The organism is Pseudomonas fluorescens, from assembly GCF_002022275.1.
GTDB lineage: Bacteria > Pseudomonadota > Gammaproteobacteria > Pseudomonadales > Pseudomonadaceae > Aquipseudomonas > Aquipseudomonas fluorescens_AJ.
Genome location: NZ_MSDF01000053.1, coordinates 82,104 through 108,577 on the forward strand (window position 1 = coordinate 82,104; position 26,474 = coordinate 108,577).

Sequence of the window (26,474 nt, forward strand, 5' to 3'; positions counted from 1 at the left end):
GTGCCTCTGAAGGTCTCTACGCGAGCTTTCATCCCATCACAACAAATCCAGGACACCACCCTGTGTAAGCCATCGAACGGTCCAAGGGCCAACAAATACAGTGCTCTAGGCTTCGGAGTTCAATGTGAATGAAGGGGACAGATTTACTTCTTTCCCCCACTCACTCGACTCCACTTATCGCGTTTTTTTGACAAAATTACCTAAAGACAAAATAAATCTGCTCCCTTTTTTTCCTTCTCTCCCAAGGCTTGCTATATCCACTTTTCGTTCGTCTACTCCTCAGAGCCCTCCTCCTCGCACTCACTATTAACTAGCAAGCATACTCCGCCAGACTTTTTTACAAGACTGATAGGTTTTCTTGTGTCGCCACTATCTGTTGAAATCTCAACTAATAAATCCTGATCAGAAAAAGTTTCAAGCTCGCATATTAGTTGCCTAATAGTCTTGCCTTGAGATGCCCATCTTGACTTACCAAGTTTACCTTCCAATTCTTAATCTCCAATGCGATTTAAATTAATATCAAATGTACCACTCCGAGTTTCCCTACTGCTAAGCGCCTTAATAGAATCAGCCATTTTCCAAGCGCCTCCATTATGACCATCAAGATCCCTCGTAATATAATCCTTCCCTCTCTTGAAGACTGCCTGCCCATTATGAACAGTCTCATTGACCTTTTTAAACCCTAATGCTTCCGCTGCAAATTTTGCTTCTTTCGTTGTCTTGTAAACAGGCTCAGCCAAGGCTCTAGCAGTAGTTCCTGCATTTTTAGCAAGCGCTTCTCCAAACTTCTTCTCAAGTGCCTCAGCTGCTTCTTTAGAAATTTTTTCCCCTATTTTGACTGCCGCTGTTCCCTTGCCACCAATCGAGGGGAATCCCATCTCGATGGCAAGCATAATAAGCTCTTCCTTCTGCGTCGGCTGATACAAAAGCTCACGTAACACCGCCGGAGGAAACTGATTCAAGAAGCCAACAACTTGAGGGTTCAACTTTGACGGATCCCTCTCACCGTCAATAATGCGCTGGACGTCACTCAGAACATCCTCAGCGTTCAAATCAAGATATTTTCCTTGCGCATGCAGGGTGTCAAAACCTTCCTTCAGACGTTTAGGCGCATCTTTGTGCAGTTCTGCATTGTACCGCTCAACATTCCCAGCAACCCAACTGGCTATCTCTGGATCACCATTGACCAGAGAGCCTGCCGCAATTCCAATCACTTGAGCCGTTGCTACCTTGAACTGGTCATCCGTGGCAAACCGCGAATCTAGATATTGACCTAGATTTTCTGTCGCAATAGCAGTCAATCCCTCAGCAGCAGCACCTGCCAGCGCACCTGTTTTGAAATCCCCTCCTTTGGCGACTGAAAACGCCCCGCCCACTAAAGCATGCATCAAAATTTTCTGTGCTGACCCTGGGCTCACATCCAGATAATCAGCTAGATCACCTACACTTTTATTGCCAACAGCAGCGGCGAGATCAAATCCTTCTGAGACCAGTGCAGCGCCAAAATTATCCTTCAGGCTCCCGCCATTGATCGCGGTTGAGATACCGCTATTGATGACGGCATGAGTACCGCTACGCAGGACCGTCTGCTGAGCATTTTCCCAACTGAGCAACTGCTTGGAATAGCCAGGATTTTGCACCGGACCGGCAGTAGTGACCTGGGCACCAGCGTCGGTAGCAGATCCCGTATTTTGGAACCACTTACTATCGGCATAATTCAAAACGCCCGCCGTAAGGCCGCCGATTGCGGCATTCCTCAGACTGTTGCTGCTGAAAGTATCCTTGAAGGCTGCTCCCAAATTTCCTTTGTTGTTTATCGTGCTTACTACCCCAGTGCTGGCCAAAGAAGTGAGCGATGCAGTCGCGATGACGTTCCCTAGACCGGCAGTCGTGGCCGCAACCGCCGCAGTGGTTGACGTGGCAGCGACACCCGCCGTTGCCGCAGCCATAGTTGAGCCAGCGCCCACGGCACTACCGGCAGAAGCCGCAAGCGCGCTAGCGCCCCCGGCAGTCAAAACAGTCACAATAATGATGATCGCCAACATCGCGCCCTGCCCAAGGCTGGAATGGCTGTATCTGAACGAATCATGCATTTCTTGCACTTGCCGCCAGTCCACATCCCCACGCGTCTCGGCCTCTTTCAACCAAGCCAGTTGCGGGTCGGCTTTTACCATCACATCGATAGTTTGGCTTACGGTGTGCTGGTCGATCTGCTTGATATCAATCTTCAAACCATCGACGGCCTTGATCACGATGCTACCTTCCGCAATCATCTGCGTTTGGCGTAGCGTCTCGTCGGTGTTGCCTTTGCCCTTGGAGCTCGTCCAAACCAGACTGCTTTTGCTCTTCTCATGACTCTCCTGCCGCAAATCCATCACCGCCTCAAACGTCACCGCTCCACCACTGACAATCGCAATATCCCCGCCACTGTCGAGCTTCGCCGCTTGATACTTCTGATCCCCACCACTCTCCAGCGTCAGGTCGCCCCCGGTCTTGATCTCACTCCCGACATTCTTCACATCGGTCACTTCATCTCGCTGGGTCTTCTTGCTGCCCCACCCGCCCTTCTTGTTCATGTCATACAACGAGTAATTGCTGTCTTGTGCCGCCAGCAATTGCAGTTCGTTGTCGGCATGCACATAAGCTTCGTTGCCCGCGCTGATCTTGCTGGCAATCAGGGTCAGGTCGGTGCCGGCGATGGCGATGAGGTCGCCGCCGGCTTTGAGCTCGGCGCTTTGTTGGGTGACTTTGTCAAGTTGGGTGGTGGTTTTGGTGTCGCCTTTTTTGCCTTTGGAATACTCGTGTTCTTCATTGGCGGCGGCGGACAGGGTCAGGCTTTCACCGGCCTTGGCGCTGAGGTCTTTGGCGGCGCTGACGGTGCTGGCGATCACGGCGATGTCGCGGCGGGCGTCAATCGCCAGGTTGCCGCCGACGTCCACGGCGGAGGTGTGTTGCAGCGTGGTTTGCTCGGTGCCCTTGACGCGTCGGCGCTGGTAGGCGTAGTCGTCCTGTTCGGTCTGGCTGGCGATCACCACGTCACGCCCGGCAGTCACGCTGGCGTTGCCGCCGGCTTTGAGGTGGCTGCCGACGTTGATAACGTCGCGCCCGGCATTCAGCTTAAGGGTGTCGGTGGCCTCGAAGCGTGAGCCCTCACTGACCACGTCGTTACGCAGTTGATAGCCCTCGCCTTCCTGCTTGAAGGTGGTGACGGTGCGCTCGTTGATGATGTCGCCGGTCACGGCGGTGGCGCTGATGTCGCGGCCGGTGACGATGCCGCCACGGGTGTTGCGGATCGAATCGGTGGCGAGCATTTCCAGGCGGTTGCCGGCTTGCATCAGGCCGCTGTTGTCGATGTTGGCGGCGACCATGCTCAGGTTGTTGGTGGCGCGCAGGGTGCCGCTGTTGTGCAAGTCGCCGCCCGAAATCAGGCTCACGTCCTGGCCCTGGATCAACGCGCCGTTGGGTGCCAGGCGGTTGTTGGCCTGAGCGAGGTACAGCACGGGTGTCAGGACTTTTTGGCCGTTGACCTCGGCTTCTTCCATCCAGACGATGTCGTGGGTCAGCGCCGCTACTTGTTCGGCACTCAGGGACACGCCGAGTTGCAGGTTGAGCGAGTCCTTGTAGGAGATCGCGTTGTCCATCAGGTAGCGGAACAACGCGTCGTCGCTGGCGATGCCGTCGATGTAACGCTGGCCGGTGCGCGCCACCACGGCTTCGCGGATCAGGCGTTGTTCGTAGAGGCCGTCGCCCAGGCGCTTCCAGCTGGCATCGGGGTTGTAACCGAGTTTGCCGAGCAGGTAGTCGGAGCTCATGAACTGCTTGAGGTCGGTGAGCGCCGGGTTGGTCTCGATCAGGTATTTGTGGCTGTTATCCACCGGGGCAATGTCCGGCAGGCCTTGCACGCGGGTGACCGTGGGCGCGCGGCCGTCCAGTTCGCGTGGGGCCTGGCCGTTGACCGCGCTGCTGGGCGGCTGGCCATCGAGGCTGAAACCACGTTCTTGCACGGCGCTGTAGTCGAGGGTTTGCTCTCGGTCTTTCGCGGTAATCTGGCGGCCGCTGACGCTGAAATCGCCATTGCCCGTCGAGGCACTGGAAGCGCCATCAGCCTTGGCCTGCTGGCCGCTCAAGCGGAACAAACCGTTTTGCCCGGTCGGCAGGCTGAACCCGGGCAAGGTCGCCGGGTTGACCTGGCGCTGGGCCAGGTCCGGCGGCAATTGCGCGGTGATCGCCGGTTTGACCGTGGAGGCAAACACGTCGGCGTTGGTGTTGCGGTTTTGCGCAGGCGTGCTGATGTCGGTGGCGTTGGGGCGAATCACGCTGTTGTCGATCTTGCTGGTGGCATTCACCGTCACCAGGCCAGCCGCCTGAATCACCGCCTGTGCAATCACACTGCCAGCGGTTGGCACCACATAGCTGCTGCTCTCATAAAAGTTACCAATGCCCGCCATCACATCAGCCATGGAAAGCTGGCCCGGGCGATAGTCGCCCGAGTTCGGGTTGTTGTAGGTGTTGAACTGGTTCTGGCGGTCGATGAAGGTGTTGTAGATGCCACGATCACGAGTGTAGAGGCCTGAGTTGAAGTGGCGTTCTTCGCCCCCGGCAGCGCCGCGGTTGGTCAGTACATCGGTATTGATCAGGATGTTTTGAGCGGCGGAGACCGAGCTGTACAGGTTATCGAAGGTCTGGCTGCCCACGGTGAGGTCGCCACCGGCGTTGATAAACGCGGAAGCCGAACTGCCGGTCATCACGTCTTCGTATTTCTCGACCGAGGTGAAGTAGAGCTCGCAGCCTTTGCCTTTGCAGAAGTCGTTCGAATAGATATTGAGGTTGCCCGAGACCAATTTCTTTTCAGTGGTGAACTGGTCACGGCGGTTACTCAGCGTATCCGCGAAAAGGCGCATGTTGCCGGCGCTTTCCAGGCTGCCGGAAACGTTTTCGATCAGGCTGCTGCGCGCACCGGCGTCATCCCGGGCAATGTCCAGGCCGCCCAGGCTGTAGACGTCGCCATAGCGATTGCTGAAGTCATTGACGCGCAAGGTCATGTCGTTGCCGCTGAACAACAAGCCCTTGTCGTTGAGCAGGTGGGTGGCGTTCAGCCGGACTTTTTCCGCGCCGCCCAGGGTGCCGTAGTTGTTCAGGGTGGTGGCGTTAACCGTGAGGTCGCCCAGTGCGGTCAAGCGCCCGTGATTGTTCAGGGTGGTGCTGTTGACCTGCGTGAGTGCACCGCCGGCAATCCGTGCATTTTCGCCCAGGTCCATGCGCGCGCTGGTGAGGGTCATCGCCCCCAGGCTGCTGACCCGGCCATTGCCGCTGTAGCCACCGGTCAGCGTCAGGTTGAGCGTGCCGTCGCTGGCCAACAGGCCGTCGTTGGTCCAGGTGTCGCCGGTGCCGGTCAGGCTGTGCGTACCGAGCAATTGCCCGCTGGTGGTTTGGGTGAATTGGCCGATGTCGAGGTTCAAGCGCCCGGCTTGAATCACGCTGCTGTTGGTCCAGCTGGCCGCCTTGATAGCCAGTTGGCCGTTGGTGACGAAGCTGCCGCCGGCGCGGGTGACTTGATCAGAGGTCAGGTCGAACTTACCGCTGCCGGTATGCACCACGCGCCCGCCGTTGTTGTCCAGGCCAGCGGCTTGCAGGTTGAGGTTTTCGTTGGCGCTTTCCAGCGCGCCCAAACGGTTATCAAACAGCCCCGAAACGATGATATCGGTCGTGCCCGCACGGCCCATGGCCCGCAGGTTGCCATTGGCGTTGTTGAGGGTTTGAGCTGACAGGCGCAGGGCGTCGTCGCTTTCGATCAGGCCGAAGCGGTTGTTCAGAGTACCCGTGAGGCCGAAATCGATACTGCGGGCGCCGACCTTGCCGCCATTGCCGGCCGCCGTGCCCTGGTTATCGAAATCGCTGGCGGTGACCTTCAGCAAAGTATCGGCGTACACACCACCCCCGCTGTTGTTAAAAGTGCGGGTGACGATGCGGTTTTCACCGCCCAAGGCAGACAGATGCCCCAGCTGGTTGAGCACTCCATCCTTGGCGTCGATGTTCAGCGACTGCGCCTGGGTGATCCCGCCGCCGTTGTCGAACAGGCCAGTGACCAGTTTGATCGCGCCTTTGCTGCTGTTGAGTACACCACCTGTGGTGTTGACCACGCTGGCCGATGCCAGGTCCAGGTTGCCACTGAGGCTGTCGACCCGGCCGCCCTGATTGTTCAGCGCGCCACTGAGGCGCAGTTGATTATCGGCTTGGCTCTGTAACGTGCCCTGCTGGTTATTGAGGGTGCGCGCGGCGAGTTCCAGCGTGCCCAGCTGGCTGAAAATCAGGCCGTCCTGGCGGTTGTCGACATCACCGGCCAGCAGCTTGATCACCAGCGCCTTCTGGCTGGCGAGTGTGCCTTTATTGCGGTTATCGAGGTCGCCGTTGGCGAGGGTCAGGTCAAGCCGATCCTGGCTCACCAGTTGACCGCCACGGTTGTCCAGGCTGGCCGCGTTCAGTAACAGCGCGGCGCCACTGGCCAGACGGGCGTTATTGGCGTTGATCAGCGCACCACTGAGGGTGCCTTGCAGGGTGCCCTGGCTGATCAGTTGACCGGCGCTGTTGTCCAGGCTTTGGGCGGTCAAGGTGATGTTGGCCGCGCTGATCTGGCCACCACGGTTGAGAATTTCGCTCTGAGCGTTGTTGAAGCCCAGGTGCTGGCCTGCGGAAATCAAGCCGCTGTTGCTGTTGTCCAGGCGACCGGCAACGGCGAGGCTGACATCGGCCTGGCCGGAGATGATGCCCCGATCATTGTTCAGGCTGGCCGCGCTGAGGGTTTGCAGGCCCTGGCTGACCAAAGCACCCGCCGCGTGGTTGTCCAGCGCGCCGGTGAGGGTGGTTTGCAAGGTACCGCTTTTACTCGACAGCGTGCCCTCGGCACTGTTGTCCAGGCTGCCGCCAACGACCGTCAAGCCATTCCAGCCAGAGATCAAACCTTTGTCAGCGTTGACCACTGTTTCGGCTTCGAGGCGCAACTGGTCGGCACTGAGAATGACCCCGCGATCACCGTTGTCGATGCGCTTGGCGGCCAGCGTGAACGCCGTCTGGCTAGAGATTTCTGCGCCTTCGCGGTTCGTCAGGTTGGCCAGGCGTGCGAAGGTCAACGGCCCTTTGGCGCTGATCAAGCCCGCGCGGTTGTCCAGGTCACCGCCTTGCAAGTCGATGCTCACGGCGCGCTCGCCAATCAAGCGGCCCTGGCGCTGAATCAGTTGTTGAACGGTGAGCTTCAAGTCGCCCTTGGCCGAGATTTCCCCGCCCTGGCTCGAATCCACACGCTGGCCCACCAAAGTGAGATCAGCCTGGCTGTTGATCAGGCCCGCACCGTTGTCGAGGTTGGCGACGGTCAGGTTCAAGGCGTCCTGGCTGCCGATCACGCCGCTGCGGTTGTCCACATCGGCGGCATTAACTGTCAGGCGGCCATCGCTGACCAGTTGCCCTCCCTGGCGGTTATTCAGCGCGCCGGTGTTAAGGGTCTGCTGCGCGCCGGCCCAGAGGCGGCCCTTGTCGCTGTTGTTCAATGAGCCCGAGGTGGCCGTCAGGGTCGTCGCGGCGGAAATCAGCCCCTTGTCATGGTTGTCCAGCGCGCCGCTGACCTTCAGCGCCAGAGCGCCCCGGCTGGCCAGTGCACCGCCGGCGCTGTTGTCCAGGCTGTCGGCGTCTACCTGCAGGAGGCTTTTCGCGGACAATACACCTTCGACGCTGTTATCCAGCGCCTTGGCAACGCGTACTTGCAGGCTGTCGCCACTGATGACTTTGCCGCCGCGGTTGTTCAGCGCGTCGGCTGCCAACAGAAATGATTGCGTGCTGGATATCTCGCCGCCGGCGCTGTTGTCGACGCGGCCCAGGTCTCTCAACAGTAACTGGCCCGGTGTCGCAATCAGGCCGCCGTCGCGGTTGATCAGTTGCCCATGGTTCAAGTCGAGGTCGATGCCGGTATCGCTGACCAACTCGCCACGGTCCTGTTGGTCCAGCCCGGTCAGGGTAGCCTTGATCGCGGACTTGGCGAAGATCGAACCTTGTCTGCTATTGTCCAGTTGCCCGGCGTTGAGGGTGATGGCGGCGTCCGTGCTGATGCTGCCTTTTTGACTGTTGTTCAAACCTGCGCTGCGCACCTCGATGCTGCCCTTGGCACTGATCACACCGCCCTGGCTGTTGTTCAGCGAAGCGCTCACCAAGGTGGCCGTACCATCGGCCAGCAGCTTGCCCGCTTGATTGTTCAGTTGGCCCTGAGTTGTGACCGACAGCGCGTTGGCAGCAGACAAGATGCCGCCCTGGCTGTTATCCAGCGCAGCCGTCTTGACGGTTATCGTGCCCTCACTGAGCAAGGTGCCCTGCCCTTGGTTGAGCAGGTCACCCGTCAGTTGGATGTTCAGGTCTTTTTGGCTGGTGACACGGCCGCCGCTGTTATCCAGCTGACCGCCGTTCAACACAAGGCTCTCACGCCCGGCCAGCAGGCCTTTGCTCTGGTTGAGCAGGCGCTGCACTGTCAACGCGAGGCCGCCGTCACCGATGACCTTGCCTGCGTTGTTGTTCAACTGGTCGGCAACCACCTGCACCTTGGCCTGGCTGGAGATCTCGCCGAGGCTGTTGAGGACGGTCTGGCCGCGCAGGTCTACGCCTTGGGTAGCGGCCACCAGACCGCCGTTGCGGTTGTCCAGCGAGGTGGCCGTGAGGCTCAATGCGCCTTCGCTGACCAGCTCGCCCGCTTGCTGGTTGAGTACGCCGACCGTTGCCTGCAGGTCGCCTTGGGCGCTGATTCGGCCAGCGCTGCTGTAAACCTCATTGGCATTCAGGGCCAGTCGGCCAGCTGTGCTCAGTTTGCCGCCAGCACTGTTGTTCAGGCTGACCACCTCGACACGCGTATCGGCCTGGCTGCTGATGACGCCTTTGTGGCTGTTATCAAGGTGGCCGCCAGTCAGGGTAAGCGCGCCGTCGGCGATTACCAGGCCGGCGCTGTTGGTCAAAGTATCGGCCTGCAGCGCGAGGGTGGTTTTACTGGAGACGAGCCCGGCCCGGGCGTTGTTCAGTTGCCCGGCGGATACCTGTTGGACACCCTGGCTGATCAGGTTGCCTTCGTTGCTGTTGTCGAGCAGCCCGGCAATGGTCGTGGTCAAGGCACCCTGACTGGCGACGGTGCCTTTACCGCTGTTATCCAGGCTGGCTGCCTGTAGCGTCAGCAGACTGGTCGCGGAAAAAATGCCGAGGCGGTTATCGATCGCGCCACTGGCGATCACGGAGAGGTTGCTGCCCAGCAGTTTGCCGCCGCCGTTATCCAGGGTCGTGGCGGTGATGCGGGTCTGGCTCGCGGAGATTTCGCCCGCGCGGTTGCTCAGTTGGGCGGCCGTTACACGGGCCTGTTCCTGGCTGGCGACCAAGCCGTTGTCGTTATTCAGTTGAGCGGCGTTGAGCACCAGGCCCTTGAGGCCGATCACCCGACCGCTGCTGTTATCCAGCGCTGCCACTGCTGTGATGTCGGCGCTGTTCTCGCTGTGCAGCAGCCCATCAACGCGGTTATCGATGCCGGTGGCATTGACCGTGAGCGACTCCTTGGCGAGGATGCGGCCACCGCGGTTATCGATCTGGCCGGCGGTCACCTGCGCTGTCGAGCCGCTCAATGCACCGGTCTGGTTATCCAGAGTTTGCGCGGTCGTCACGGTCAGCGCGCGGCTGGCAACCACGCTTTTGGTATTGTTGAGGCTCGCCGCCGACAGGCTGACGTCGCCGCTGGCATTGCGGCTTTCATCGGCATTGACGCCCGCTTCGATGATGCCGTTGTTGATCACCTGCCCGCTGCTGGTCAGGGTGATGCTGTCTCGCGCGGCGAGGCTTTTCTGGTTGCTCAAACCCGTGGTGGTTTGCACATCAATACGCGTACCGGCGTACACCGCACCCGTGGCATCCAGCTGGCCGGCCTTGATGACCACCGCGTCGCTGGCCTTGGCATTGGCAAGGCTCAAACGGCCATTGGCGTCGAGCTGAATATCCCCGCCACTGGCCGCCAGCGTACCGTCCAGCCTCACCCCAACGCCTGCCTCGGTGCCCACCAGTTTGATCGCACCGGCGTACATCCCGCCCAAGGCGCTGGAGTCAATCGCCAACTCCGGCTTAACGCTGCCGTCGTCGGCACGCGCGGTCGCATTCAAGGTCTGCGCGTTGACGTCGTTACGCCCGGCAATAACCGTGAGGTTGCGCGCATTGATCTGCGCGTTGATCTTCGCCGAGCGCGTGATGATTTCGAAGCGGTCGACGTTGTTGGCATTCAGGCCCTGGCCGTCGATGGTCACAGCGCCGCCATCGACCTGGTAACGGTCCAGGCGACCGTTATCGAGGATGGGTTTACCGGTGGTCAGGGTGACGTTGGGGGTGTTGATGAAACCGCAGCCGTTGCAGCTGATGCCGTAGGGGTTGGCAACGATGACCTTGGCCGACTGCCCCGCCACTTCGGTGTAGCCACGCAATTGGCTGGGGCTGCCGCCGTTGACTTCGTTGAGGATGATGTTGGCGGAGCGGCCTTGCAGGTTCGGGTTGCCGAGGATGATCCCGCCGAGCTGGGTCGATTGAGTGCGGTCGGTCGCGTTGTTGAGAATCACGCCGTTGGCGCCGACGTTGTAGTCCTTGAACTGGTTATGGGACAGGCCGCTGCCATTCGGCGCGGCGATGTTGACGACTGGCACGCCATTGCCCGCAGCGCCCAGGCTGGTGCCCGGGGCGCTGACCACAATACCCTCGGCATTCGCCAGCAACGGTTGCCAAAACAGGGCGTTCGCCAGAATCAACGCCAGTCCACGTTTGGGCAAACCCCAGAAGTGCTCACGCGGTTGTAGACGGGCAGAAGGTTGTGAGCCCAGGAAGGCCAAGTGGCGAATATCCATATCAGTTTCTCGATGCAACGAATGCGTTGAATTACAGGAAGAAGTCCATGCGGAAATAGATCGGCGCTTCGCGTTCAAGCAGCGCGGCCGGTCGTTCCAGCGAGTGGGCAAAGGTCACGCTGGTGCTGAGATATTTGCCACGGGCGAACACCTCAAGCGAGTTGCTCGACACTCGGCCGTGTACCTCGCCGTTGTAGCGAGCGTTGCGAATGACGCCACTGTCGTAACCGACGCTGGCGCCGTACTCGGCGAATGCCGGGCGCAACCAGTCAAGGGTCACCGGGCGACTCCAGCGCAGGTCGTTACGCCAGTAAGCGCCGCTGTCGCCGCTCAGTTGCTGGTCCTTGTAGCCGCGTATCGAGGAAGAGCCGCCCAGGCTCATGCGCTGGGGGCTGAACAACACGTCTTCACTGCGCTGCCCGGTGGCCAGGCTGGTAAAACTCAGGGACTCGCCCCACAGCTGGAACGGTTGCAGGTAGCTGACGGTGGCGGTGTATTTGCGATAGCGCGCGTCCGGCACACCCGGGCGAGGGTTGTGATTGCCTTGGGCGTCGAACGCGCCCGTGCCGTTTTGCATGCCCGCGTCGAGGTTGACGAACGCGCTGCCGATCCGCCGGCCGTGGTTGATGCCCAGCTGCAGCTCGCTCAAGCGGTTACTGCTTTCTTTCAGGCGGCTGTCTTCGATGTAGTTGTTGGTGCGCAGATGAGCCAGGCCGACGTTGACCGAAGTCTTGCTGAGCGCGTCCCGGTGGATCACCCGTTCTGCACGCAACTGGTGGTTTTCACTGTCGCCGGTTTGCTTGAAGTCAAAGCCGTTGCCTTGTACCACCGAGCGATAATCGCTGGTGTTGTAGCTGTAGCTGAAGTTCCACCACCCCCACGGCAGGTTGTAGTAGAGCATGGCGTTTTTCGAGGTTTTCTGGTGGTCGCTGATGGCATCGTGGCCGCCGCGCAGTATCAGCTGATCGGCCAGGCCCAACGGGCTGTCCCATTCAAAGCCGGTGCCCCATTGCTGTTCGCCGGTGCTTTTCTGGCCGTCATTGTTACGCGACAGGCTGGCCCGCCAAGGCTTTTGCGGATCGTTTTTCACCCACACTGAACTGCCGCCCACCGCAGTGCCGGGCGCCAGCTCCATTTGCGCTCGATTGGACGGCAAGCGGTTGAGTTGATCGATGGCCTGCTCGATTTCCCGCAGGTTCAATAGCTCGCCTTTGTTGCCTGGAAACGCCATGGCCAGTTCGCGGTCCGACAGTTGGCTATGCTCGGCGCCTTTCAATGTTTCAAGTTTGCCTTCCACTACCAGCACCTGCAGTTGACCTTTGGACAGGTCCTGTTGCGGCAAGTAGGCGCGGCTCGTCACCAGGCCTTTGTCGATGTAGTAGTCGGTAATAACTTTAAGCAGTTGATTGAGCTGGGATACACCCAGACACTGCCCGATCCAGGGTTTGAGCAAACGCTCGCGGTCGGGTGCCGGCAGGCTGTCGGCGCCCTTGAGTTCGATGGTCTGGATGGGGAAACAACGCGTATCTACCGGGGTGTCGGGGACCACCGGTTTAGTCTCTTTGCCGGGCAGGTCCTTGAGTTCTTCAAGGCGCCGCTGCTGTTCTTCCAACAGTCGGTTTTGCCGGTCACGGATCAGGTCCTGATCACCGGGATTAGCCGCAGCGCTGGCGCTGTCATGGGCGCTGAAGCACAACAAAGTGAGACACAGCAATTGCCGAGTCCATGGCGCTGGCACGTACATATTCGATCCATCGATAAATAATGCCGGGAACTTATCATCGAACCTTGCACATGCCAACATTCTGACAAATCAGAGAACCCCTACATACAACATACTAACTAATTGTTTTTTAAAACTATTTAAACTTAAATCAATGAATGGAAAACCTATAAATCCGACAGACGGAAGAGCGCCATCACTTGACACCCACAAAACAATAAAAATTTAAATAGGAAAACGCCTGCAATCCCCAGGATACAGGTCGAAAAACACAAACAATTACAAAGTTAATGATTTTAATGCCTCGCTACGCATAAGCCTTATTCTCGACTAGCGCAGCGATTCACGTGCGTTTCGCAACCCGCTCAGTGTTCCAACGCATACCGTCGGCAATGGTTCAGATAGCCTTGCTCATGGCTCCCCACCAACTGCACCACGCTGGTCCATAACCACGATGGCGCATCCAGTTGCTTCGAGCGATTCTCCTGCAACACCGCCATCCAGTCCTTACGCGTCGCGCGGTCCATTTGCCGGGCATGGGCGATGCCGACCACGCGCGCGAGGTAGCCGGCGGCGTGCATGGCGTCGATTTCGCTCAGCTCATCCAGCTCCAGTTTCATGTCTTGGGGCAGCAATTCGCGGATGAAAAAACCGTGGTCCAGGAAGCGCGTGGCCAGCATGCGTTCGCCCAAACCCGGTGACAGCTGGCGCGCGCCTTCCACCACGCGGCGGCCATTGTCCCGAGGCATCTTCGCCCGCGCCGTGCGGGGTGCGGCGGCGCCGACGGCTTCCTTGATGTCGATCAGGCAGTATTCCTGGTCGTCCTTGTCGCCCACGCCGAGCAAGGCCGCGTAGCGCAACAAGCCGAGGGAGCTGCAGCCCTTGACCCAGTAGGCCGAATCCAGCAGTTCGACCTTGGCGTCCTTGGGGCGGCCCTTGAGTGAGGTGACCAGTTGATGAAGGTCATCAGAGGCGCAGAGGGTGTCGAGCGCGCTTTTTTCCGCCCGTGACATCGACCAGAAATGTTTACCCAGCGGAATCGTCGGGCGTGCATTTTCAATACGTTCCTGCGCCAGGCTTTTCCAGGTGCGCGCCACCGCGCTGCGCATGCCCGCCTTGACCTGGGAGGGGCGCGGCGGCGCTTCGTCGGGCTTGTCTTTGAACGCCTGTTCGTAGCCCACCATCATTTCTTCGAGCATGCGCGCCGTGGTCACGCCGGGTAAATCCGAGCCACGCGCGGCGGTGGCGAGTGACAACGCCAGACGCACCAGGTCGTGGGCCGGGTTGCCGATCACGGTTTGGTCGAGGTCGCGGATGTGCATGTCGATGCGGCCTTTTTTGTCACCGGTCGGGCCCAGGTTGCCCGCGTGGCAATCGCCGCAGATCCAGATCGCCGGGCCATGGGGCAAACGCCGGCCGGGCAGACTGTGCAGCCATTCGTAAAATTGCACGGTGCTGCCACGCACGTAGGCGTGGGCGGAGCGCGCCATCTTCAGATTGCGCAATTGCGTGAGGTGAGGAATGCGGTCGGCGGGACGCGGGGTTTTCATGGATGAACTCAGTGCGGGAGAAGCGGTAGAGCGCTGGCCTCGGCAAAATGTTTCATGATGTTTCAAAAATAAGTGGCAAAAAGCCTGCGCCATTCATAAGCCACGCCAAATAATCCCTCGCTCATCCGTCTTTCTAATCGCCCTGCCCTGCGCGCTAGCATCGACCTCACTCGATGCAGCGAGTCACAACCCTAACTGCACCCATCCACAAACACTGCCGCCCTAACAAAAGAGATAAAGCAGATGAATGACGTGATGAACACCGCACTCAAGGCGCCCGCCAAGATCAACCTGGTCAAGGCCCGTGGCTCGCTGGTCTGGGACGACACCGGCAAGGAATACATCGATTGCACCGCCCAGGCATGGTCGAACAACCTGGGGGCCAACGACCCGCGCGTGGTGGAGGCGGCCATTGCGCAATTGCGCGACATGACCCATATCCGCCCCAACTTCGGCTCACCCGCCCACACCCGTCTGGTGGCCAAACTGCGCGAAGTCTCGCCAGCCACCCTCAACCAGATGGGCTTTGCCCTGCACGGCAGCCTCGCCGGTGAAATGGCGATGAAGCTGGCGTTCAAAAACCGCCCCGGCGCGCAAAATCTGCTGGTGCTGCAAGACGGTTACCACGGCCGTTCGCTGGCCACCCTCGGCGCCAGTTGGCCGCACCCGAACAACCCGTTTCTGGCGATTCAACCGCGGTTTACCCGCGTGCCTCACCCCAACCCCTACCGCACCCGCCTGGGTCTTGATCCGGAGACCGAGTCGCAGCTGTGCCTGGGCTTGCTCGAAGACACCATTCTCAAAGGCGTCGACGGTGGCGTGGCGGCGGTGATGATGGAGCCGATCCAGGGCAATGGCGGGCATATCGAATTCCCGCGCTCTTACTACACAGGCGTGCGCGAGATTTGCGATCGCCTCGGTGTGCTGTTGATTTTCGATGAAGTGCAAACCGGTTTCGGGCGCATGGGCACCATGTGGGCGGCGGACTATTACGATGTGCTGCCCGACATCATCGTATTCGGCAAAGGCGTAGGCGGCGGCTTCCCGCTGGCCGGCATCCTCGCGGATGACAAGCTCAAGTGGTTTGACGAAGGCGAAGAAGCCCTGACCTTCGGCCACTTCCCGGTCTCATTGGCGGCCGGTTACGCCGCCGTGGAAGCCATCGTCGCCGACGGTCTTTGCGACAAGGCGCGCGAGTCGGGTGAATACATCACCGAGCGGCTCAAGGAGATGCAGACGCGCCACCCGCTGATCGGCGACGTGCGTTGCCCCGGCCTGATGGCTTCCATCGAACTGGTCAAAGACCGCACCACCAAAGAGCCGGCATGCCGTGAATCCCAAGAGGTCTATCGCCTCGGGCTGGAACGCGGCGTATTGTTTGGCGAAAGCCGCTATGCAGGCCTGGGCAACCTGATCAAGGTCAAGCCACCGCTGGACATCGAACGCCCGCTGCTGGCCAAGGCCCTTGACGTGCTGGATGAGGTGATCGGCATCATCGAGGAGCAACGTTCATGAACACACTCGTTGAAACCCCGGTGACCGCCCCACCGAATGCGCAGGCGCCACTCTCAAGCGACGACGCCGATCTCGCAAGCCTCGGATACGAACAAAAGATGCACCGCACCATGAGTGCCTTCACCTCGTTTGCCCTGGCCTTCTCCATGGTCTCGATCAACACCGGCGTGGTGACGCTGTTTGCCGACCCGTTCAACCGGGTGGGCGGCATCGGCATCCTGTTGTGGCTGCTGGTGATCCCGCTGGTGTGCTGCATCGTCATGGTCTACTGCCACCTCGCCGGGCGTATTCCACTCACCGGCTACGCTTACCAATGGTCGAGCCGCTTGGCAGGCAACCATTTCGGCTGGTTCACCGGCTGGGTCGCGTTTACCTCGTTTGTCGCCGGTACCGCCGCCACCTCAGCGGCGATCGGCACGGTGTTCGCGCCGGAGATCTGGGCCAACCCCACCCAGGGCCAGATCCAGGGCCTGAGCATCGGCGCCACGCTGGTGGTGGGGCTGTTGAATATCTGCGGGATTCGCCTGGCTACGCGCATCAACGACATCGGCGCAATCATCGAAATCATTGGCACCGTGCTGTTGGCGATTGCCTTGTTTTTCGGCGTGTTGTTCTTCTTCGAACACACCCAGGGCGTGGCGATCCTGACGTCTGCACAGCCGGTGAGCGGCGGCGAGATCAGCTTCACCACCCTCGCCCTCGCCACGCTGTTGCCGGTGTCCGTGTTGCTGGGCTGGGAAGGCGCCGCTGACCTGTCCGAAGAAACCAAAGACCCCCGTCGCGCCGCGCCCAGGGCGATGATTCGTGCGGTACTGGTGTCCAGCGTGCTGGGCTTTGTGGTGTTTGCGCTGCTCAGCATGGCGATTCCGGGCTCGATCAGCGAGTTGCTCAGCCACAGTGAAAACCCGGTGATCAATATCGTGCGCCTGCAACTGGGTAACGCAGCGGGCGTAGGCATGCTCGTGATTGCCTTCGCCTCGATCCTGGCTTGCCTGATCGCCAACATGGCGGTGGCGACCCGCATGACCTTCGCGCTGTCGCGGGACAACATGCTGCCAGGCTCCAGGGTGCTGGCGAAGATCAACCCGCACTTCGGCACGCCGGTTGCCGCCATCGTGTTGATCACCGCCATCGCCGTGCTGCTCAACCTGGCCAGCGGCGGTTTTGTGACGGCGATCTACTCAATGGTCGGCCTGACGTATTACTGCACCTACCTGCTGACCTTGATCGCAGCGTTCCTGGCCTATCGCAACGGCCGCATGCCCGGTGCACCGGATGGTGTGTTCAGCCTCGGGCGGTGGTTATTGCCGATGATCCTGCTGGGCGGTGCCTGGGCCATTGCCGTGATCCTCACCCTCAGCGTGCCCGAGGAAAGCCACACCGGCGCGATCACCACCGGCGTTACACTGGGGGTCGGCGTACTGTGGTGGCTGTTCTCGCTGCGTGCGCGCCTTAACAATGGCAGCGCCGGCCCGAGCAGCAAATTACTCGATCACTGACCGCGTTGTTGCCCTGCACAAAACCCCTTGATCGGGGTTTTGTGTTTTCCATCACAAGGAGCTTTGCCAATGTTCGAACACGCCACCTGGCTCAACCCGCCTCAGCAATGGACCCTTCGTGATGACCGGCTCACGGTCACCACCGACGCCCACACCGATTTCTGGCGCGAAACCCATTACGGCTTCGTTCGCGACAACGGTCATTTTCTGCGTGTGCAGACGGCGGGCGACTTTACCGCCCAGGTGAAAATCGAAGGCGACTTTGAGCATTTGTACGACCAGGCCGGGTTGATTGTGCGGGTGGATGAAGCGCATTGGGTGAAGATCGGCGCCGAGCTCTCCGACGGTGTAACACTGTTAAGCAGCGTGCTGACCGACGAGGTTTCAGACTGGGCGACGGGTGTATTCCCCGGCGACCCGCAGGCATTCTGGATTCGGGCAACGGTGGCCCAAGGCGTGCTGCGCGTGCAGGTGTCAGTGGACGGCGTGCGATGGCCGCTGGTGCGCCTGGCGCCCTTCCCGCGCGCGGCGTCCTATCAGGTCGGGCCTTACTGCTGCACGCCTGAACGCGGCGGTCTGCAGGTCAGCTTTTCCGAGTGGCAGGTCGGTATGCCTAACGGCAAGGCCCTGCACGATCTGTCCTGATCAACTGCGGCTGCCCGCCACTTCCAGCGCCAGCGCGGCAAAGTTGCGCGCGGCCCTGCTCGGGTGCGGCGGCAAGGCCACCGCGACTTCACACATCGGCATGTCGCTGATCACCGGAAACGCCAACCCAGGCCGCGCGTAAAAGCGTGCGGTGGACAGCGCGGTGATACTGATACCGCGCTCCGAGGCCACCGCCTGCAACTCGGTCTCCACCGTCGAGGCTTCGTGAACGATTCGCGCCGGTTGCCCGTTGCGGTAGGCATCGGCCGTCCAGTAACTGCGCCATACGCCCACGCCGGGCGCGGCAATGATCGGCTCATCCAAAAGCTCATGCACGCTGACGCGGCTCTCTCCCGCCAACCGGTGGCTGGACGCCAGGCAGGCCACACAGGGCTCGGACACCAGGGTGTGCAATTCAATGTCGGGCAGCCCCAGCGGCGGGCGCAGCACGGCCACGTCCATGCCTTCATTGATCCCAGCCAGCGGCGAGCCGAAATCGTATTCGCGCACCACCAATTCAATCTCGGGATAGCGCTTGGCGAACACGCTGAGAATTTGCGGCATCAGGTCGACCCCGGCGCCGATCAGGAAGCCGACAGTCAAGCAACCGCGCACGCCCCGTGCATGCTCCCGGGCCGCCTGGACCAGGCGGCCGACACCGTTGACGATCTCCCGGGCCTCCACCAGCAGCGCCTGGCCTGCACCGGTCAGCGCCACATTGCGGGTATTGCGCTCGAACAGCTGCACCTCCAGCATCGCCTCGAACTGGCGAATGGTTTGCGACAATGCGGGCTGCGAGACGTGCAAGCGGGTGGCAGCACGCACAAAACTGAGTTCCTCGGCGACCACCACAAAGGCCTTGAGTTGACGGATGTCCACGCCGGAAGTCTGCATCGAGTCTCCTGATCTTTTTGTCGGGTTCAGCGGCGAGAATGGCACGAGTCAGGCGTCGGTGGATACGGCTTGCAACCACCCCTTGAACGCCACCATCGCCGAGGTTTCCGTTCGCGATTGCAAACGCGTCAGCCAGTAGCTGCCGGTGGTGATCCCGACGTCGAAGGGTTGGCGAATCACATCACTTTCCAGCTGGCGCGAGAACATCATGGCGGGGGCCAACGCCACGCCAATGCCTTGCAGCGCGGCCTCCATCATTGCCAGCGAAGAATCAAACACAATGCTGCGCGGCACCAACGTGTCGGCGGGCAAGCCGGCGGCCTGGAACCATTGCGTCCACTCATCGGCACGGTAGGAGCGCAGCAACGTGTGTTTCAACAGGTCAGCCGGTGTGTGCAGTTGCTCGGCAATCGCGGGCACGCAGAGTACCGTCAATGGCGCCGCCAGCAGTTCGCAGGCGTCGGTACCATGCCAGGCACCGGCGCCGAAGCGAATCGCGTAGTCGAGGCCTTCGGCGGCTACGTCTACTCGGTTGTTGTGAGTGGACAGGCGCAGGTCGATGAACGGATAACGCGCCTGAAAGTCGGGCAAGCGCGGCAGCAACCAGCCCACGGCAAACGTGCCCACCGCGCCGACCGTGAGCACCTCGCGGTAATGCCCGCCCTCGAACTGACTGAGGGTTTGAGAGATGCGGTCAAATGACTCGCGCACCACCGGCAACAGGGTTTTGCCTTCGCTGGTCAGCATCAGACCGCGTGGCAGCCGCTTGAACAAGGTGACATTAAGTTGCGCCTCCAGGCTTTTGACCTGATGGCTGACCGCCGCCTGGGTCACGCACAACTCGATGGCCGCCCGGGTAAAGCTCAAATGGCGAGCCGACGCCTCGAAGGCACGCAAGGCATTGAGGGGCAAATGGGAACGCAGCATGCTGAGCCCTTAATTTTTCTAATGGCAGGTGCGAGATATCATCGTTTGCCCCGTACACAAAAGCCACCTAGATTTGCCACGCCTGCGCAGGCCTTGATCGTCAGCACATCCTTTACAGGGAAGCGAATCACCATGAAACATAACGTACAAAAAATTCTGATGTCAGCCTTGTTGTTAGCGTCCGGCACCTGTATGGCCGCCACCGATTTGCGCACGCTCGTGGACAGCCGCATAGAGCCACTGATGAAGCAACAAGGCATTCCGGGCCTGTCGGTTGCCGTGGTGAACAAAGGCCAGGTGCAATACTTTAACTACGGCCTGGCCTCCAAAACCACCCGACAGGCCGTCACCGAAGACACCCTGTTTGAAATCGGTTCGGTGAGCAAAACCTTTACCGCCACCTTGGGCGGTTATGCCCAAGCGACCGGCAAGCTCCAGCTGTCGGACAAGGCCAGCGAGCATTTGCCCGCACTGGCTGGCAGCGTGTTTGACCGCATCAGCCTGCTGCAATTGGCGACCTACACCCCCGGTGGCTTGCCGCTGCAATTCCCCGACGCCGCCGACAGCGCCGCGACGATGCTGACTTACTTCCAGCACTGGAAACCGACCTACGCTCCCGGCGTACAGCGCCTCTATTCCAACCCCAGCATTGGCCTGTTCGGCTACCTGGCCGCGCAAAGCCTCGGCCAGCCCTTCAACGTGGCCATGGAGCAAACCCTGCTGCCCAAACTGGGGCTGAAGAACACCCACGTAACAGTGCCCGACGAAAAGTCCGCCCGCTACGCCCAAGGCTACGACAAGGATCAAAAACCGGTACGCGTCAGCCCGGGCGCACTGGACAGTGAAGCCTACGGCATCAAGACCAGCACCCAGGACATGGCCCGCTATATGATCGCGAACATGCACCCCGACACCCTGGAAAAACCGCTGCAGCATGCCATCGCCACCACTCACACCGGCTATTACACCGTGAACGGCATGACCCAGGGCCTGGGCTGGGAAGCCTACCCCTACCCGATCAAGTTGCAGGAATTGCTGGACGGCAACTCCACTGAAATGGCCATGCAGCCACACAAGGTCACTTGGCTGAACCCGGCCAAGGCGCAGACGGCTGACGTTCTGTTCAACAAAACCGGGTCTACCGGCGGGTTTGGTGCCTACGTGGCGTATGTGCCGAGCAAGGATATTGGCGTGGTGATTCTAGCGAACAAGAACTACCCGAATGCCGAACGGGTCAAGGTGGCCCACGCAATCCTGAGCGCGCTGGACCACTAAAGCCGAACAACAATCAAATGTGGGAGGGGGCTTGCTCCCGAAGGCGATGTATCAGTCGACTAATTCGTCACTGACCCACCGCCTTCGGGAGCAAGCCCCCTCCCACCTTGTTTTGCGGTGTGACTTACATGCCAAGCCAGTGCGGCAGCGCCAGCGAGATAAATGGTAAGTACGTGACCATAATCAGGAACACCAACAGAATCATCAGCCACGGCAGCGCCGCGCGAATCGTCTCACCGAGGGTCAGCCCGGTCACCGCCGAGGTCACAAACAAATTCAACCCCACCGGCGGATGCACCAAGCCAATCTCCATGTTGACCACCATCACAATCCCCAAATGAATCGGGTCAATCCCCAACTTCATCGCAATCGGGAAGAAGATCGGCGCCAGGATCAGCACGATCGCCGACGGCTCCATAAAGCTGCCCGCCACCAGCAGCACCACGTTGACCATGATCAGGAAACCGATCGGCGTCAGCCCTTCAGAGATCACCCACGCGGTGATTTCCTGCGGGATCTGCTCGGTGGTCAGCACGTGGGCAAACAGCATGGCGTTGGCGATGATAAACATCAGCATGATCGCCAGCCGCCCGGACTCCAGCAGTACTTTGGGGCAATCGCGCAGCTTCATGTCCTTGTAGATGAACAAGGCCACAAACGCCGAGTACACCGCCGCCACGGCCGCCGCTTCCGTCGGTGTGAACATGCCGCTGTAGATGCCGCCGAGGATGATCACCAACAGCAGCAAGCCCCAGAATGCGCGGCGTGCGCAGGTCAGCCATTCGCGGAAGGTCGCCCGTGGCTGAGCCGGCAGCTTCTTGATGCGCGCGACGATGTAGATCGCGACCATCAACATCAGGCCCAGCAGCAGCCCGGGAATTACCCCGGCCATAAACAGCTTGCCGACCGAAGTTTCGGTGGCTGCCGAGTACACCACCATCACAATCGACGGCGGAATCAGGATGCCTAACGTACCGGCGTTGCAGATGATCCCCGCGCCGAATTCCTTCGGGTAGCCGGAACGCACCATGCCCGCCACGGCAATCGAGCCCACTGCCGCAACCGTGGCCGGTGACGAACCGGACAGCGCGGCAAACAGCATGCACGCCAGCACCGCCGCAATCGCCAGACCGCCACGGATGTGGCCGACACAGGCGTTGGCAAAGTCGATCAGCCGCTGCGCCACGCCGCCGGTGGTCATGAACGCGCCGGAGAGCAGGAAGAACGGAATCGCCAGAAAGGTGTAGGCGTCGGAGGTTTCAAACAGCTTGATCGCCAGCGAACTCACCGAGTCCTGACTGAACATCAGGATCGACACTGCGCCAGACAGGCCCAGGGAAATCGCGATGGGCACGCCGAGAAACATAAACACGAACAACAGCAAAAACAGACAGAGCACGGCCATCAGTGACGCTCCTCATGGCTGCCGGCCAACTTGCTGGCCTCACCGGCCTCGTCGGCCAAGCCCAACCCGACCTGACGGTGGGTGAAAATGCGGTAGAAAATTTCCAGGTAGCGGATAAACACCAGGGCGAAACCGATGGGCACGATGATCACGATGTCGCCGACGTCAACGCCATATTGGTCAAGGTCTTCGGCGCCGATGTGGGCGGTCATTACCGCGCTGACCCACTTATAGCTGGCGACCATGAACAGCCCTGCATAGGCCAGGCAGCACAGGCAGGCGAGCATGCCGAGCAGGCGTTGCACCGGGCGCTTGGTCAGCTTGACCAGCGCGTCGACGCCCAAGTGGCCGGCGGTGCGCACACCGTAGGAAATGCCGAAGAAGATCAGCCAGCCGAACATGGCCTTGGTCAGCGCCACGCTCCAGGTCATGTCCTGGGCCCAAGTCATGGTGCCGTCGCCCAAGGCGTTGAAGAAATTGCTGCTGAACGCCCACTTGTCAGCCAGGGAAAAGAACAGCGTGTAGATGTTGTTGAGCATGACGTAGACGAATGTGACCAGGGTCATGGCGGCCAGCAGGAAGGCAATGAAACCTTCCTCCAGGTGCTCCCAGACGCGCCTTAGCGTTTGCATGGCAAAACCTCGCGAAGCGGGAAAGATGTCGGGGTGAAACCGGATCAAACTGTGGAAGAAGACCTCTGTGGGAGCTGGCTTGCCTGCGATAGCGGTGTGTCAGATAAAACGCTATCGCAGGCAAGCCAGCTCCCACAGTTGATCGGCTTCGCTCAAGCGATCACTGGTTGGACGCGTCCGCAGCCTTGATCAGGTCCACACCAATCTCCCCTTCAAACTTCTGCCACACCGGGCGCATGGCTTCGCGCCACAGCTGGCGTTGCTCGGGGGTCAGTTCGATGATTTCGCTGGTCTTGGCGTCGATGATCTTTTGCTTGGCCGACTGGTTCAGCGCCTCAGCCTGTTTGTTCACCTCGACCGTGACCTCGACCATGATCTGGTCCAGGGTGCTGCGGATATCCGGCGGCAGGCCATTCCAGAACTTGGCGTTGGTGATCACCATGTAGTCGATCAGGCCATGGTTGGACTCGGTGAAGTACTTCTGCACCTCGTTGACCTTCTGGCTTTCATAGTTCGACCAGGTGTTCTCGGTGCCATTCACGGTGCCGGTCTGCAGGCCCTGATAGACCTCGGCAAAACTCATCTTGCGCGGGTTGGCGCGGATCGCCTTGAACTGCTCCTCCAGCACGCTGGACGCCTGCACGCGGAACTTCAGGCCGCGGGCGTCCTTGGGCTCATGCAGGGCCTTGTTCGAGGAGAGTTGCTTGAGGCCGTTGTGCCAATAGGCCAGGCCGAGGATGTTCTTGTCCTGCATCGACGTCAGCAGCGCCTTGCCTTGCGCCGCCTGGAAGCGGTCGACGGCGGCCAGGTCGTTGAACAGGAATGGCAGGTCGTAGATCTGCACTTGTTTGGTGTATTGCTCAAACTTGGCCAGGGACGGCGCCAGCATCTGCACGTCGCCCAGCAACAGCGCCTCCATCTCCTTGCCATCGCCGAACAGCGAAGAGTTCGGGTACACCTCAACCTTGACCCGGCCCGGCAGGCGTTCTTCGGCGAGCTTCTTGAACAGCAGCGCGCCCTGGCCTTTGGGGGTGTTTTCGGCGACCACGTGGGCGAACTTGATCACAATCGGGTCCGCCGCCTGGGCCAGGCCCGCAGCAAACAAAGTGGCGGCGCACAGCAGCGCCCGGGAGAGCTTGAGCATGGGGAAATCACCTTCTTATTGTTGTGTTATAGGGCAAGGTGCCTGATGTAGTGCGTGTAGTGAATTTCGAATTTTAGATACCTGCGTTCGGCGTAGACGAACGCAGGTCGCCATGACAACAGAGATTCAGTGTGGGAGCTGGCTTGCCTGCGATAGCGGTGGGTCAGGCTGTAAATTCATTGGCTGATACACCGCTATCGCAGGCAAGCCAGCTCCCACATTTTTTGATCCGGTTTCTTCAGTTAGAGCTGGGCGGCCAATAGCCTTTGCGCCCGCAACAGCACGGGCGCATCCACCATCTGCCCGTCAATCTGATAGGCCCCTGCCCCATGGGCACCGGCCTCTACCACGCGCTGCGCCCAGGCCAAATCCGCCGCACTCGGCGCCAGCGCTTCATGAATCACCGCCACCTGCTTGGGATGAATGCACAGTGCACCGGCAAAGCCCATCTCATACGCATGCCGGATCGAACGGCGCAGGCCTTCGGGGTCGTCGATGGCCGGGTGCACGCCGTCCAGCGGCGCAACCAGCCCGGCCGCGCGCGAATGCACGATCAGCGCCAGGCGTGCCTGGTCGAGGGCGAAATTTGCCGCTGTCGAATGGCTGCTCAGGTTCAGGTCCAGCGCCAGGTCCAGCCCGCCAAACGACAGGCGCTGTACCTGGGGTGCATGGGCGATTTCAGCCACGGCCAATAACCCTCGCGCGCTTTCGATAATCGGCCAGATCACTTTGCCGGTGGCGGCAACCACGGCCACCTGAGCTGCGCTTTCCACTTTCGGCAGCAATACACCTGACACGTTTGAATGGGCTTTGCAGAACGCCACATCTTCAAAATGCTCAGCGTGTTCAGGCGCGTTGATGCGCACCCATACGTGAGCATCTGGATTGGCCGTCAAAAACGCCCCGAGGTTGTCTCGCGCCTGGCGCTTGAGCGGTTCTTCCACCGCGTCTTCAAAATCCACAATCACCGCATCGGCGCCACTCGCCAATGCCTTGGAGAACCGCTCCGGGCGGCTTCCGGGTACAAACAGTGCAGAGCGCACAAGAGGTTTTGGCATAACTGAATGTCCTTGTTATCACGGTCCAATGTGGGAGCTGGCTTGCCTGCGATGAGGGCCTTGAGGCTTGCAGTGCTCTCTTGGGCGCCATCGCAGGCAAGCCAGCTCCCACAGGGGTCAGATGACACCGCGTGTTTTGAGGTTGGCGATAGATTCGGGGGAGTAACCCAGCTGATCCAGAATCCCCTGGCTGTGCTGCCCCAACGCAGGAACAGCATCCATACGCGGGATAAACGCCGCATTGCGCGCAGGCGGCAGCAGCGACGGCAACGGCCCGGCCGGGCTGTCGACTTCGCGCCAACTGTCCCGCGCCTTGAGTTGCGGGTGGTCCCACACGCCTTGCATGTCGTTGACCCGGGCGCTGGCGATCTGCGCGTCTTCCAGGCGCTGGATCACGGCTTCAGCATCCAGCCGCGCAAAGCTGTCGACGATGATCTGGCGCAGCACTTCGCGGTTCGCCGAACGTTTGAAGTTGGCGGAGAAACGCTCATCCGTCGCCAGCGATGGCGTGAGCAGCACCTTGTCGCAGAACGCCGCCCATTCGCGCTCGTTCTGCAAACCGAGCATCACCGTGCCGCCGTCGCCGGTCGGGAATGGCCCGTACGGGTAAATCGTCGAATGCGCGGCCCCGGCACGTGGCGGCTGTGGCGCTCCGTCGAAGGCGTAATACATCGGGTAGCCCATCCACTCCACCAGGCTTTCGAGCATGCTCACATCGATGCGGCTGCCCTTCCCGGTTTTGCCGCGCAGCAGCAACGCCGAAAGGATGCCGCTGTAGGCGTACATACCCGCGGAGATGTCGGCGATGGAGCAACCGGCCTTGGCCATCTGGTCTTCACCCGGGCCGCCGGTCACCGACAGAAAGCCGCCTTCGCTCTGGATCAGCAGGTCATAGGCCTTCTTCTTCTCGTACGGCCCCCCTTCGCCATAGCCGGAAATGTCGCAGACGATCAGCCGCGGGAAACGCTCGTGCAGCGCATCGAACGACAAGCCCATGCGCGCCGCCGCGCCGGGTGCGAGGTTCTGCACCAACACATCGGCGTCGGCCAGCAGGGTTTCAAGGATGTCGCCGGCCTCGTCCTGCTTCAGGTCCAGAGTCAGGCTTTCCTTGGAGCGGTTGGTCCACACGAAATGCGAGGCCAGGCCGCGTACGCGCTCGTCATAGCCACGGGCAAAGTCGCCGGCGCCTGGGCGTTCGACCTTGATCACGCGGGCACCGAGGTCCGCCAATTGGCGGGTGCAAAAAGGCGCGGCAATCGCGTGTTCCAGGCTGACGACAGTGATGCCGTCCAGTGGTCGTGGATCAGTCATG

Annotated in this window: 14 protein-coding genes; 4 read left to right on the forward strand and 10 right to left on the reverse strand. The window is 60.4% G+C overall.

Translation table 11 applies throughout. From position 1 onward, the window contains the following. Positions 1–491: 491 nt before the first annotated feature. The 3 genes from BFW87_RS27275 to BFW87_RS27285 form a co-directional block, all read right to left on the reverse strand. Positions 492–10,895: a two-partner secretion domain-containing protein gene (locus BFW87_RS27275; protein WP_078742815.1), complete on the reverse strand. Its 10,404-nt coding sequence runs from the start codon at positions 10,893–10,895 to the stop codon at positions 492–494. A 31-nt stretch (positions 10,896–10,926) separates the two neighbouring features. Next, a complete protein-coding gene (locus BFW87_RS27280) occupies positions 10,927–12,639 on the reverse strand; it encodes a ShlB/FhaC/HecB family hemolysin secretion/activation protein (RefSeq protein WP_078742816.1) in 1,713 nt (570 codons plus the stop codon). A 344-nt stretch (positions 12,640–12,983) separates the two neighbouring features. Continuing rightward, positions 12,984–14,168: a DUF2252 domain-containing protein gene (locus BFW87_RS27285; protein WP_078742817.1), complete on the reverse strand. Its 1,185-nt coding sequence runs from the start codon at positions 14,166–14,168 to the stop codon at positions 12,984–12,986. Positions 14,169–14,411: 243 nt separating this feature from the next. On the opposite strand from BFW87_RS27285, the gene BFW87_RS27290 reads away from it, so the two are divergent. The 3 genes from BFW87_RS27290 (at position 14,412) to BFW87_RS27300 (ending at position 17,827) form a co-directional block, all read left to right on the forward strand. Further along, positions 14,412–15,683, forward strand: a complete 1,272-nt coding sequence (locus BFW87_RS27290) for an aspartate aminotransferase family protein (RefSeq protein WP_078742818.1) — start codon at positions 14,412–14,414, stop codon at positions 15,681–15,683. Beyond that, the gene (locus tag BFW87_RS27295; protein ID WP_078742819.1) at positions 15,680–17,182 is read left to right on the forward strand and encodes an amino acid permease; all 1,503 of its coding nucleotides are present in this window, start codon (positions 15,680–15,682) and stop codon (positions 17,180–17,182) included. Before BFW87_RS27290 ends, BFW87_RS27295 begins: the two co-directional genes overlap by 4 nt. 69 nt (positions 17,183–17,251) lie before the next feature. Then, positions 17,252–17,827 (forward strand): DUF1349 domain-containing protein, encoded by a 576-nt coding sequence (locus BFW87_RS27300; protein ID WP_078742820.1) that lies wholly within the window; start codon positions 17,252–17,254, stop codon positions 17,825–17,827. Here BFW87_RS27300 and BFW87_RS27305 read toward each other — a convergent pair whose 3' ends face one another. Together BFW87_RS27305 and BFW87_RS27310 are read right to left on the reverse strand one after the other, a co-directional pair. Further along, positions 17,828–18,721 carry a LysR family transcriptional regulator gene (locus tag BFW87_RS27305; protein WP_078742821.1) on the reverse strand — a complete coding sequence of 298 codons (894 nt, stop codon included), beginning with the start codon at positions 18,719–18,721 and terminating at the stop codon, positions 17,828–17,830. A 48-nt stretch (positions 18,722–18,769) separates the two neighbouring features. Continuing rightward, complete coding sequence (locus BFW87_RS27310) at positions 18,770–19,648, reverse strand: LysR family transcriptional regulator (RefSeq protein WP_078742822.1); 879 nt, start codon at positions 19,646–19,648, stop codon at positions 18,770–18,772. 132 nt (positions 19,649–19,780) lie between these two features. Here BFW87_RS27310 and ampC point away from each other — a divergent pair, with 132 nt between their 5' ends. Further along, entirely contained in the window at positions 19,781–20,923 is a 1,143-nt protein-coding gene (gene ampC, locus BFW87_RS27315) for a class C beta-lactamase (RefSeq protein ID WP_078742823.1), read from the forward strand. A gap of 124 nt (positions 20,924–21,047) precedes the next feature. Here ampC and dctM read toward each other — a convergent pair whose 3' ends face one another. The 5 genes from dctM to BFW87_RS27340 all read right to left on the reverse strand — a co-directional run bounded on the left by dctM (position 21,048) and on the right by BFW87_RS27340 (position 26,473). Then, on the reverse strand, positions 21,048–22,328 hold the full coding sequence (gene dctM / locus BFW87_RS27320) for a C4-dicarboxylate TRAP transporter large permease protein DctM (RefSeq protein WP_078742824.1): 1,281 nt from the start codon (positions 22,326–22,328) through the stop codon (positions 21,048–21,050). Further along, a complete protein-coding gene (locus BFW87_RS27325) occupies positions 22,328–22,960 on the reverse strand; it encodes a TRAP transporter small permease (RefSeq protein WP_078742825.1) in 633 nt (210 codons plus the stop codon). The genes dctM and BFW87_RS27325 overlap by 1 nt, the downstream gene beginning before the upstream one ends. A gap of 160 nt (positions 22,961–23,120) precedes the next feature. Continuing rightward, a complete protein-coding gene (locus BFW87_RS27330; RefSeq protein WP_078742826.1) occupies positions 23,121–24,104 on the reverse strand; it encodes a TRAP transporter substrate-binding protein in 984 nt (327 codons plus the stop codon). Between the two features lie 242 nt (positions 24,105–24,346). Further along, entirely contained in the window at positions 24,347–25,162 is an 816-nt protein-coding gene (locus BFW87_RS27335) for an HpcH/HpaI aldolase/citrate lyase family protein (RefSeq protein WP_078742827.1), read from the reverse strand. 117 nt (positions 25,163–25,279) lie between these two features. After that, positions 25,280–26,473 carry a CaiB/BaiF CoA transferase family protein gene (locus BFW87_RS27340; RefSeq protein WP_078742828.1) on the reverse strand — a complete coding sequence of 398 codons (1,194 nt, stop codon included), beginning with the start codon at positions 26,471–26,473 and terminating at the stop codon, positions 25,280–25,282. Position 26,474 lies beyond the last annotated feature (1 nt).